This window comes from Persicitalea sp., from assembly GCF_041751555.1.
Classification (GTDB): domain Bacteria; phylum Bacteroidota; class Bacteroidia; order Cytophagales; family Spirosomataceae; genus Persicitalea.
Genome location: NZ_JBGSXF010000330.1, coordinates 1 through 10,405, shown reverse-complemented (window position 1 = coordinate 10,405; position 10,405 = coordinate 1). Strand labels below are relative to the sequence as shown.

The following is a 10,405-nucleotide window of genomic DNA, read 5'->3' as shown; positions in this document are numbered from 1 at the left end:
TCAACGAGAAATGTACGATCAACTTACCAATGCCAGTCTCGGTAGAGCCAAATACCAGCCCATTGAGTTGACAAACAAAATTTTGTCCGAAAATAACATCGATTTGGCTGCTGTATCATTTTATGCAGCTGCCGATCTGGGCAGATTGCTGGGAGTAGACGCCGTATTGATGGTGAGGGGAAGCGAGCAATTTAGGAAGTCAAAAGGCCCGGCCGTCGCTGCTTCATTAGGTCAAGCTGCGATTGCCGCAGTAGCTCCCTTAGCCAATCCATATGCTGGCATAACGGAAGCAATAAGAACACACACCGAACTTTGGGACTCCAATACTGCCGAAAAAGTATGGAGTTTCGACACACAACAATACAGGGCGGCTTTGTCTCCGAATGCTCCTAAACGACAGTGGATGCGACGTTTAGCAAAGGGAATTCCTTATTCCTACTAAGGTGTCTTCCCAACTTGGAATAGATAATTCTCAAGTCAAACGCGGTCAGCGTTTTGAAGGCTAGCTGCGTTAAGTTACTAAAACAAAATTATTGTCAACTACCTACTAAATGACTACTCGCCGAAACTTCGTCAAAATCACTAGCCTGGGCTCAATCGGCTTGGCTACGCTTTCCTCCTATAAATTCTCCTCGGCTCTAGCGCAAAACCTACCTCGCGCGACGCCCGAATCACAAGGCGTGGACACGGAGGGCATCTTAAATTTCCTGCAAGCCATTCAAGTTTCGGATTTGGAATGGCACAGCTTCATGCTGCTGCGGCACGGCAAAGTCGTAGCCGAGGCCTGGTGGAAACCGTTTGCGCCCGAATACAAGCACACGCTCTACTCGCTTTCCAAGAGCTTCACCAGCACGGCCATCGGTTTTTTGGTGAGTGAAGGAAAAATTTCCGTGGACGACCCTGTTCTGAAATTCTTTCCAAAAGAAGCCCCTGCCACTCCAAGCGAAAACTTGCAGGCCATGAAAATTAAGAACCTACTCACGATGAATACCGGGCAAGATGCCGATACACTACCTGCTTTACGAAACGCCGACGGCGAATCCTGGGTAAAAACCTTTCTGGCGCAGCCTGTCCCTCACGCGCCGGGCAGCCACTTTGTCTACAATACCGGAGCAACTTACATACTCGGCGCGATCCTGCACAACGTGACGGGACAAACGTTGGAAAAGTACCTGGAACCGCGATTTTTCCAGCCGCTCGGCATCGTGGGTTACGACTGGGAAAAATCGCCGCAGGGACTCAATACGGCGGGTTATGGCCTGCGCGTCAAGACCGATGACATCGCTAAGTTCGGGCAGTTTTATTTGCAGAAAGGCAAATGGGACGGCAAGCAACTGCTACCCGAAAGCTGGATCGAGGAAGCCACCAGCAAACAAACCGACTCCCGCGAGGGCGATAGCGACTGGTCGCAGGGCTACGGCTACCAGTTTTGGCGCTGCAAGCCGGGCTTCTACCGGGGCGACGGGGCCTACGGACAATTCTGCTTCGTGATGCCTGAGCAAGATGCTGTGCTAGTGATGACCAGCGAAAGCTGGGATTTGCAAAAGAGCATGAACATCGCCTACGAAACGCTGCTGCCCGCTTTTTCCGATGGTACACTACCAGAAGATTCGGTAAGGCAAGCCTTTCTGAAAAAAGAAATCAGTCAACTGTCGCTGCCCGTGGTCAGAGGTTCCATCGAATCAAAGTTGGCGACAAAGTACAGTGACAAGTCGTTTGCGCTCGATAAGAATCCCTACGGAATCAGTCAGTTGGCAGTAAGTTTTAATCCCAAAAACTGCGTGCTGAAATTGACGACATCCGGCGGCGTGGAGAAGATCACGTTTGGCTGGGAGAAGTGGCTTATCAATCCCGGTGAAAGCAAACCTCTTTTTCCAGTTCCTACTCGCCTGGAATCCCCTGCCCAAATCGCCGGAACTGCTACCTGGACGGACGATAACACCCTGCAATTGAATACGAAATCCGTGACTGCCATTCACGGCGACACCATAACTTTGACCTTCGCGGGCGACCAGGTGAAGATCAAATTTATGAACAGCGTTTCGGCGCATTCCAAAAACTTTCCCGACCCACGCCCAACCTTGACGGGTACTTTGAAGGCGTAATGTCGCTGGCGATCTAAACCCGATTTTTATGAAATTACTCATTTTCCCTCTCCTGCTGATTGGTGTGGGCTTGACTAACCTGCAAGCCCAGAATCCTGTCGGTATTTTTGAAAACCATGCCGACGTCGGCCCGGTGCTGCATCCCGGCGCTGCTACTTACGACAACGCCTCCCGCACCTACGCCCTCAGTGGCGCGGGCGCGAACATCTGGTTCAAGAAGGACGAACTGCACTTTGCCTGGAAAAAAATCAAGGGCGATTTCTTGCTCACTACCCAGCCGATGCTCGAAGGAAAAGGCGTGGACCCGCACCGCAAATCGGGCTGGATGGCACGAACGAGCCTGGACACCAGCGCGGCGATGGTGAGCCTGACCGTCCACGGCGACGGACTGACGGCCTTCCAGTACCGCAAGAAAGGCGGCACCAACATAGAGGAAGTGAAAATACCGATGGTGCAGGCCGATATCATCCAGCTCGAACGGCGGGGGCGCAGCTACTTCGTGTCGGTCGCCAAACTCGGGATGCCATTCTGGACGGTGGAAGTACCCGATTTTGATTTTCCCGAAGAACTGATGGTCGGACTTTTCATCGGTTCGCACAACAAAGACGTGGTAGAGAAAGGGCTATTCAGAGAGACGCGCGTTTTTACGCCCATCAAGTAGAAAGGTTGGCTTTGCCTTCAATCGAACAAAAGTGTCTTTGACGGTAGGCATTTATTCATAGAATCAGAGCAACCGATAGATGATCAGGAAATTGATCAACTCCATCGTATCTGTCATCCCGAATTTCCTAAGCATATTCTGCCGATGCGTATTGACGGTATGAGGACTAATGAACAGTTTTTCCGCGATGGCTTTGCTGGTCATGTTCTGGCCCGAAAGCCGGATTATTTCCAATTCCCGCTTGCTGATCGCTTCCAGTTGGCGGCATTTCCCGGTGGCATTATCCACTTCGTAGAGCAGGTTTTCTTGCCCATCGGTGAGCCGGAGGTGCTGGCGTCTGTCCCTTTTTAAACTGGATATGTCGGAGACCAGTATCAGAAAGAACAAAACATTTCCCTTCGCATCCCGCTTGAGGGCGCTGCTTTCCTGAATGATGCGACCGATTCTACCGTCCGAACGGGTCAGTTTGTAATCAAAAATCGCCCGAAAGTTTTTGGCCCGTTCCCCATTTAGCGTGACCACATACTGGCTGATGAGTCGCGTCATTTCTTCGAGCCCCTGCAACTCCTCAGCTGGAATCTGCGAGACATAGAAGTCTACCCCGCCGCTCAGAAAAATCTCTCTGCTCCACCCGCACACCTTCTCCACGTCGCCCAGAATGCAGGAATAGTACATCCGCTTGATGTCCTTGATCGCCAGAGCCGAATCCCGGAGCACGAGGGTTTCGTGCAGCAGTGGATTTGCCCCGATCAACTCGTTTATTTCGTCGATGTCCGATTCGATGAGATCGGCATGCCAAGCGTTTTTGTAGGCGTTGAAGGCCAATGTGTTGGGCACGGCTTTGGTCATGGGATGTGAGGGCTAAAATTAGACTAAATATACTGAATGATCAGTATTGTAGTGTACTGTTCAATGGAAGAATTTTGTGATTGAGACTGCCCCTTTTCCGAAAACTCCTGGTTTGTGGTATCGGATCGGGTGATTTGTCGTAGAAACGGGAAAAATACGGGGATAAGAAGAGTGTTTTTCACGTGGTTGCAGTTGGGATTAAGTCCAATATTTGAAGCGTCAAAAACTTTTCCCAGAGGATTCGGGGCTTTATACTAAACAGACCCACCCCACAGGTAAATTCTTGTCAGGTTAGGCTAGCGCCTATTTTTTGCAAAATGTAATTTTCAAAACCCAACGAGATTCAATCATGCGGAAAGCTCAACCCTCCCAATCATCCCTGGCAGTTTGCCTACTGGTAGCCATTCTGTTTTTAACTACACACTGCAGTATTTATGCGCAAGGCGGCGTGGGCATCAACTACAATGGGCTTGTCCCTGATCCGTCGGCGGCACTCGACCTGAATGCCTATAACAAAGGGCTGCTGATTCCGCGCGTAGCCCTAACGACTGTCAACTCTGCCGAACCCGTTTCTAACCCCGCCATCTCGCTACTGGTGTACAACACCGCCACAGACGGTTACCCCCCTTACGATGTGGTTCCGGGCTATTACTACTGGAACGGTGGTCAATGGATTTTGCTGCTCACCAGCACTGCAAGCGGTTCCGATTTTGTCTGGCGACTAACCGGTAATGCCGGAACGAATCCGGCCAATAACTTCATCGGCACCGCTGATAACCAGCCATTGGTACTGAAAACTAACGGCCAGCGGTCAGGTTTTCTTCCCGCTACCGCGGATGAAAGCCTTTTTCTGGGTTACCAGGCGGGGGTGACCAATGTGGGGAATTTCAGTGTAGCAGTGGGGGCGGATGCTTTGCATAACAACACCTCCGGCTATGGTAATTCGGCTTTAGGGAAAGCTGCTCTTAGAAATAATACGGATGGGTATAGTAACTCCGCTGTGGGGTATGAGACCCTTTTCAATAATACCACGGGTTGGTATAACTCGGCTTTAGGAACAGATGCCCTTTTTTTCAATACTACTGGAAATAATAACTCCGCTCTGGGATATGAGGCACTTTTCTACAATACCACCGGTACCAGTAACACTGGGGCAGGGCGCCTCACCCTGTTCAAAAACGTGACGGGATCTTACAATTCAGTTTTGGGAGAAACAGCCATGTATCTAAATACCACCGGCTCTGGCAATACGGCCGTCGGTTTCCAGGCACTCTACAGGAATATTGCGGGGGACCACAATACGGCGGTTGGTTATGCGGCGGGACCGATGACAGAAGCTGGTTATAGTAGCTTTTCCGAAACGGGGGCCTTTGGTGCGTACGCCGCCAATACCGCCAGCAACCAAATTAGGATCGGAAGTACTTCCATTACCAGTATTGGCGGACAGGTGGGTTGGTCTAATTTTTCCGATCAGCGCTTTAAAGTAGATGTGCAGGAAAACGTCGCCGGGCTGGATTTTATCCTGAAACTGCGCCCCGTAACCTACCACTGGGACCTCGATAGTCTCAACCACTTCATTTACGGTCCGGCGGCGGCTTCGCTCTTCGCCGATTCGGCGCAACAGGCGGGCATCGTCCGGCAGGAAAGCATTACCTACACGGGTTTCCTGGCCCAGGAAGTAGAAACCGCTGCCCAGTCGGTTGGCTATGATTTCAGCGGCGTCGTGGCTCCAGCCAATGAGCGTACGCCCTACAGCATTCGCTACGCGGAGTTCGTAGTGCCGCTGGTAAAAGCAGTACAGCAGCAGCAGAGTCAGCTCACGCAGCAGAGCCAGCTACTGACGGGGTTAAACTCCCGGCTCGATAGGCCCATCCTCAAACTGGCCTCAGCCGACGAATGGGCGGATCGTGTGTTCGAAACAGGGTATAGGCTGCGCCCGTTGGGCGAAGTGGAAAGCTACTTGAAGCAGCATAAGCACTTGCCGGGTGTCCCCTCCGCGCGGGAACTCACCGAACAGGGCGTGGATGTGTCGCAGATGCTTTCCAAACAGATGGAGAAGATTGAAGAACTGACACTGTATGTGGTGGAGCAAGGCAGAAAAATCGAAACTCTTAGGGAATTGAATAAGGAGCTGGACAGGAAAAATCAAAGGTTGGAAGAACTCGAAAAAAGTGTGGAGGAACTGCAAAAAAAGTTGTTGCCGAAGAAACCTATAAAATCTAATAGTAAGCAATAACTGCCCTGGAATATTTTAGCAATATCTCTCAAACCCCTAAACCTCTACGACTTATGAACACCAAAAACCTCTTTACTAGCGTAGCGGCAGTTTGCCTGCTATTTGGGATTACCCTGGCTCTCATGCCTGATTACATTGGCGATAAGTACCTCGCCGACCCAGGTATGATTAATCTGGGTACCCGATTGGTAGCGCAGAGTTATGGCTCGAGCCTTATAGCCATTGCCGTCGCGCTGGGGTATGCCCGGGAGGCCGGTCCTTCGGTAGCCCGGAAAGGCCTGCTCTTTTTTGTATTGCTGTCAAACCTGGCGTTAATCGTCATTAACACTTTGGGCATTTTGAATGGTGTGGAAACCCCCGCCGCCTGGCTGACGGTAGGTATCTCAGTAATTTTTACTGTCTGGTCGGGAATGCTGCTTGCGCAGCAGGAGAATCGTGCGGCGTCGATGGGCTAAGCGAATCTGATAACGCAGAAAGTGAATTTTAAAATTTTCAACCAGTTCAAACCTAAAACAATAACTCCAATGAAAGTACTACACTGCCGCGATGTGGGCTTCGATTGCCCGGGGGTAATCAAAGCCGAAAATGAAAACGAAGTGCTGCAAATGGCGGCACAACACGCCAGCGACGCACACCAGGTGCAGGTTACGTCCGAGATGGCGGAGCAGATTAAGACGCTCATTAAAGAGGAATGAAACTATCCAATCAAACTTGAAAACTCATGAAAGCTCTTTACGGCCTGGTATTGCTCCTGTTGCCACTGGCAGGGATCAATTCAACCGAAACTCATCAAAACAGCGCTGAAAAAATGAAATTTCTGATTCATGTAACGCACGGCCCCGAAGACCCTACCCGGGCTGCTCTCGCCTTTCTGGTGGCCAAAACCGCTCTGGAAGAAGGGCATACCGTCACCCTGTTCCTGGCGGGTAACGCGGCCCTATTGCTGCGGGATGCCGATATGGCAAAAGTGGAAGGCACAGGCACAGGCAAACTGAAAGAGCATTACGAAGCCATCGTAAAAGCGGGCGGTCGTTTTTACGTATCGGGGATGTCGGCGAAGGCCCGGGGCATGACCGATGCGGACATTCAAGGTAAGCCCGCCGAATTTGCCATGCCCAAAAAGCTGGTGGAGCTCGCGGCGGATAGCGACCGGATGTTTACGTATTGATTTTTTGAAGGCGGAAGTATGTCCCTAAAAATCCCTACTTCCGCCCCTTCTTCGCCCCACGCGTAATCGGCTTGCCGTATTTCTGCATTTTCTCCGCTGCAATGTCGCGCCGCACGTTGACTTTCTGATTTTTCGCTGATTTTTCATGAAAGGCCGGGCCGATGTCGTCGCGCCGGGGTACTTTGGCCAAAACATTTTTCATATTGACCTTCGGTTCTTCCTCCTCGGTCAACACGTCCGAGATTTCTAACTCTTCCGGCAAAGACAGCATCGGAATCGGCTGCCCCATCAAGTCTTCGATCATCTCCTGATATTCCTTTTCGGCTTCCGTCACGAAGCTGAGGGCTGTGCCTTCCTTGTCGGCGCGGCCCGTGCGTCCGATGCGGTGGATGTAGTTTTCGGGCTCATCGGGCATATCGAAGTTAATGACATGCGACACGTCGGTCAGGTCAAGGCCCCGCGCCACGATATCAGTCGCGACCAGGATCAGGTCTTCACCTTCCTGAAACTTGCGGACGGTTTCGAAGCGGTTGTTCTGCGCTTTATTGGAGTGAATAACGCCGACCTGATCGGGGAAGCGTGTTTCCATGGCTTCAAAAATTTGGTCAGCCAGTTTTTTGGTGCTGGCAAAAACCAGCACTTTGGTCATGTCCAGATCTTTCGTGACCAGCATTTTCAGCAGATTAATCTTCGTGTGAAAGTTCGGCACCGCGTAGGCGTGCTGCGCAATGCTGGCCAGCGGCGCTCCGGCGGGGGCTGCTTCAATGCGCAGCGGATCGTGGAAATGCACCGCCATCAGCGACTCCACTTCCTCAGTCATCGTGGCCGAGAACAGTAGGTTCTGTCGCTTCGTCGTCAGCAGGTCGAGTACCGTGTTGAGTTGTGAGCGGAAGCCGAGGTTAAGCATCTCGTCCACCTCATCGATGACGAGTTTCTTGATATTCTTGGTCTTTAACGAACGGTTCAGCACCAAATCGATCAGCCGCCCCGGCGTGGCCACGATCACGTCGGCGCCGTTGCTCACTTCGGCCATCTGGCTTTTGATGTTGCCGCCGCCGTACACACCAATCGTTTCGACGCTCATGTAGGTGGTCAGTTGTTGAATCGCTTCCACAACCTGCACCACCAATTCGCGGGTCGGTACCAGAATCAGTTGCTGAGGCAGGCGATCTTTGGCGTATTGCCACTGCCGTAGTAGTGGCAGCAGGTAGGCCAAAGTTTTGCCGGTACCCGTCTGGGCGATGCCACAGACATCGCGGCCCGACATGATGGCCGAGAAGGCTTGTTGCTGAATGGCCGTAGGCTCTGTGAACCCCAGGTCATCGAGGGCATTGAGAAGCGGCTTGGATAAGTTGAGGTCGTCAAAAGTCATTTTGCAAAGGTAGTAAAAAGTGGTACGGGCGTCTCGCCCGTTCTCCCCGTCGAACCGCCGTCTTTGGCACAAAGTTTTCAACAACCCTCAAAAAACCAATCAAACCAACCCATACCACAACCATGAACTACGACATCGATACCAACGGACAAACCCAGAAAAAGCAGCCGGGCAAAGAACACAAAATGCACCCCCAACCCATTGTCATTCGCGACGACTACCGGGGCAGCGGCAAGCTGGAAGATAAAGTAGCGCTCATCACGGGTGGCGACAGCGGGATCGGCCGTTCGGTGGCCGTACATTTTGCCCGTGAAGGTGCCGACGTCGCCATCGTTTATCTCGATGAAACCCAGGACGCCAAAGACACTAAGAAAATGGTGGAGGCCGAAGGCAAGAAATGCTTGCTGATCAAAGGCAATATCCGAGAGGATGAGTTTTGCCGAAAAGCGGTTGGAAATACGGTGAAAGAATTTGGCAAATTGAATGTCTTGGTCAACAATGCCGCCGAGCAGCATCCTAAAGATAGCATCAGTAAGATTTCAGCCGAGCAACTGCAGGGTACATTTGCCACCAATATTTTCTCAATGTTTTACTTCGTGCAGGCTGCTTTACCACATTTGAAGGAAGGCGACACAATTATTAACACGACTTCTGTGACGGCCTACCGAGGCAGCGCGAGTTTGCTGGATTATTCCTCCACAAAGGGGGCCATTGTCGCTTTCACCCGTTCGTTGTCGGGCAATCTGGCCGACAAAGGCATCCGGGTCAATGCCGTGGCCCCAGGCCCCATCTGGACGCCCTTGATTCCCTCGACATTCGGTTCGGATAAGGTAGAGACTTTCGGTAAAGATGCCCCGCTGGGCCGTCCCGGACAACCTTGTGAAGTGGCGACGTCGTTCGTGTTTCTGGCCAGTGAAGATTCAAGCTACTTTACCGGACAGGTGCTGCATCCCAACGGTGGTGACGTGCTGAATACGTAATGTGGTGTGGTACAGGCTTCCAGCCCTTCTCTTAGTCATAGGAAGACGGGCTGGAAGCCCGTGCGCGGGTCCGACCGTACCACATAGCTACAAATATCCCATACTTTTCAGCCAGCCTTCCATCGCCATCGGCCAGCCACCTACCGTCCCTTTGCCATCGGTGCGCATTCCAAAGCCGTGGCCTCCCTCAGGATAAGCGTGCAGTTCTGCCGGGATGTCGAACTGACGCAGGGCCAGATAATAATCGAAGCTATTCTGAATAGGCACCGATTTGTCGTTTTCAGCGTGAACCAGAAAGGTTGGCGGCGTTGTGGGCGACACCATCAACTCATTGGAGTAGTACTTCATCAACTCGTCAGTTTCATCTGAGCCGAGTAGATTTTTGCGCGAGCCACTGTGCTGGTACTCTTTAGAAAACGTAATGACCGGGTAAAGTAGAATGGCAAAATTGGGTCGGGCGTCGTCGCTGGCGTATTGGCCCCGGTCGAAATGAGTGGAAAGTGTCGCCGCCAGGTGTCCACCCGCCGAAAAACCCATGACGCCAATCTTTGCGGGGTCGATGGCATACTTTGCCGCCTTTTGGCGAATCAGCTTTATGCCCTGCATGGCGTCTTTGAGCGGAACCTCGTGCTGGAGAGTCATGGCTTCGGGATTGGGAAGACGGTACTTTAAGACAAAGGCCGCGATACCCCGTGCTTTGAACCACTCGCCTAGTTCCGACCCCTCGTGTTCGGCAGCCAGGATGCCATAGCCGCCGCCGGGGCAAATCATCACGGCGGCTCCGGTAGCTTTGTCCTTGGCCGGGATATAGGCCGTCATCGACGGAACGGTCACACCGCTTATGCGCAGCATCCCATTGTTCGTAGTTTTTTCTTCCACTGAGTTTGGAATGGCGTTCGGAATTTTTTCGGCGGGCCACAACATAATGGTTTCGTTTTGGGCCAGAGTAGCAAAAGATAGCGCGGTTAGCGTCACGAGGCTAAGTAGTTTTTTCATTTTGATGAAAATTGGTTTTTTGCAAAAAGCATAAGGAA

The 10,405-nt window shown here is 51.9% G+C and carries 11 protein-coding genes; 8 read left to right on the top strand and 3 right to left on the bottom strand.

Going from position 1 to position 10,405, the window contains the following annotated elements:
• The 3 genes from ACEW8P_RS11865 to ACEW8P_RS11855 form a co-directional block, all read left to right on the top strand.
• Nucleotides 1-442 (top strand): hypothetical protein (locus ACEW8P_RS11865; protein WP_373513294.1); only part of this gene is annotated, 442 nt, incomplete at its 5' end.
• Between the two features lie 109 nt (nucleotides 443-551).
• Nucleotides 552-2,105, top strand: a complete 1,554-nt coding sequence (locus tag ACEW8P_RS11860; protein ID WP_373513293.1) for a serine hydrolase domain-containing protein — start codon at nucleotides 552-554, stop codon at nucleotides 2,103-2,105.
• 28 nt (nucleotides 2,106-2,133) lie between these two features.
• Nucleotides 2,134-2,766, top strand: coding sequence for a hypothetical protein (locus ACEW8P_RS11855; protein WP_373513292.1), 633 nt, complete (start codon nucleotides 2,134-2,136; stop codon nucleotides 2,764-2,766).
• A gap of 63 nt (nucleotides 2,767-2,829) precedes the next feature.
• Here ACEW8P_RS11855 and ACEW8P_RS11850 read toward each other — a convergent pair whose 3' ends face one another.
• A complete protein-coding gene (locus ACEW8P_RS11850) occupies nucleotides 2,830-3,615 on the bottom strand; it encodes a response regulator transcription factor (RefSeq protein WP_373513291.1) in 786 nt (261 codons plus the stop codon).
• A 349-nt stretch (nucleotides 3,616-3,964) separates the two neighbouring features.
• Here ACEW8P_RS11850 and ACEW8P_RS11845 point away from each other — a divergent pair, with 349 nt between their 5' ends.
• From ACEW8P_RS11845 to ACEW8P_RS11830, 4 genes are all read left to right on the top strand, one after another.
• A complete protein-coding gene (locus ACEW8P_RS11845) occupies nucleotides 3,965-5,851 on the top strand; it encodes a tail fiber domain-containing protein (protein WP_373513290.1) in 1,887 nt (628 codons plus the stop codon).
• Between the two features lie 53 nt (nucleotides 5,852-5,904).
• Nucleotides 5,905-6,306 (top strand): hypothetical protein, encoded by a 402-nt coding sequence (locus tag ACEW8P_RS11840; protein WP_373513289.1) that lies wholly within the window; start codon nucleotides 5,905-5,907, stop codon nucleotides 6,304-6,306.
• Nucleotides 6,307-6,375: 69 nt separating this feature from the next.
• Nucleotides 6,376-6,546, top strand: a complete 171-nt coding sequence (locus ACEW8P_RS11835) for a DUF1059 domain-containing protein (RefSeq protein WP_373513288.1) — start codon at nucleotides 6,376-6,378, stop codon at nucleotides 6,544-6,546.
• Nucleotides 6,547-6,572: 26 nt separating this feature from the next.
• A complete protein-coding gene (locus ACEW8P_RS11830; RefSeq protein ID WP_373513287.1) occupies nucleotides 6,573-7,019 on the top strand; it encodes a DsrE family protein in 447 nt (148 codons plus the stop codon).
• Between the two features lie 34 nt (nucleotides 7,020-7,053).
• Here ACEW8P_RS11830 and ACEW8P_RS11825 read toward each other — a convergent pair whose 3' ends face one another.
• On the bottom strand, nucleotides 7,054-8,391 hold the full coding sequence (locus tag ACEW8P_RS11825; protein ID WP_373513295.1) for a DEAD/DEAH box helicase: 1,338 nt from the start codon (nucleotides 8,389-8,391) through the stop codon (nucleotides 7,054-7,056).
• Nucleotides 8,392-8,513: 122 nt separating this feature from the next.
• Here ACEW8P_RS11825 and ACEW8P_RS11820 point away from each other — a divergent pair, with 122 nt between their 5' ends.
• Complete coding sequence (locus ACEW8P_RS11820) at nucleotides 8,514-9,371, top strand: SDR family oxidoreductase (RefSeq protein ID WP_373513286.1); 858 nt, start codon at nucleotides 8,514-8,516, stop codon at nucleotides 9,369-9,371.
• 87 nt (nucleotides 9,372-9,458) lie between these two features.
• Here ACEW8P_RS11820 and ACEW8P_RS11815 read toward each other — a convergent pair whose 3' ends face one another.
• A complete protein-coding gene (locus ACEW8P_RS11815; RefSeq protein ID WP_373513285.1) occupies nucleotides 9,459-10,367 on the bottom strand; it encodes an alpha/beta hydrolase in 909 nt (302 codons plus the stop codon).
• Between the last annotated feature and the right edge of the window lie 38 nt (nucleotides 10,368-10,405).

Coding starts and splice junctions, on each gene's coding strand:
- ACEW8P_RS11860 (WP_373513293.1), top strand. CDS start 552: ATGACTACTCGCCGAAACTTCGTCAAAATCACTAGCCTGGGCTCAATC.
- ACEW8P_RS11855 (WP_373513292.1), top strand. CDS start 2,134: ATGAAATTACTCATTTTCCCTCTCCTGCTGATTGGTGTGGGCTTGACT.
- ACEW8P_RS11850 (WP_373513291.1), bottom strand. CDS start 3,615: ATGACCAAAGCCGTGCCCAACACATTGGCCTTCAACGCCTACAAAAAC.
- ACEW8P_RS11845 (WP_373513290.1), top strand. CDS start 3,965: ATGCGGAAAGCTCAACCCTCCCAATCATCCCTGGCAGTTTGCCTACTG.
- ACEW8P_RS11840 (WP_373513289.1), top strand. CDS start 5,905: ATGAACACCAAAAACCTCTTTACTAGCGTAGCGGCAGTTTGCCTGCTA.
- ACEW8P_RS11835 (WP_373513288.1), top strand. CDS start 6,376: ATGAAAGTACTACACTGCCGCGATGTGGGCTTCGATTGCCCGGGGGTA.
- ACEW8P_RS11830 (WP_373513287.1), top strand. CDS start 6,573: ATGAAAGCTCTTTACGGCCTGGTATTGCTCCTGTTGCCACTGGCAGGG.
- ACEW8P_RS11825 (WP_373513295.1), bottom strand. CDS start 8,391: ATGACTTTTGACGACCTCAACTTATCCAAGCCGCTTCTCAATGCCCTC.
- ACEW8P_RS11820 (WP_373513286.1), top strand. CDS start 8,514: ATGAACTACGACATCGATACCAACGGACAAACCCAGAAAAAGCAGCCG.
- ACEW8P_RS11815 (WP_373513285.1), bottom strand. CDS start 10,367: ATGAAAAAACTACTTAGCCTCGTGACGCTAACCGCGCTATCTTTTGCT.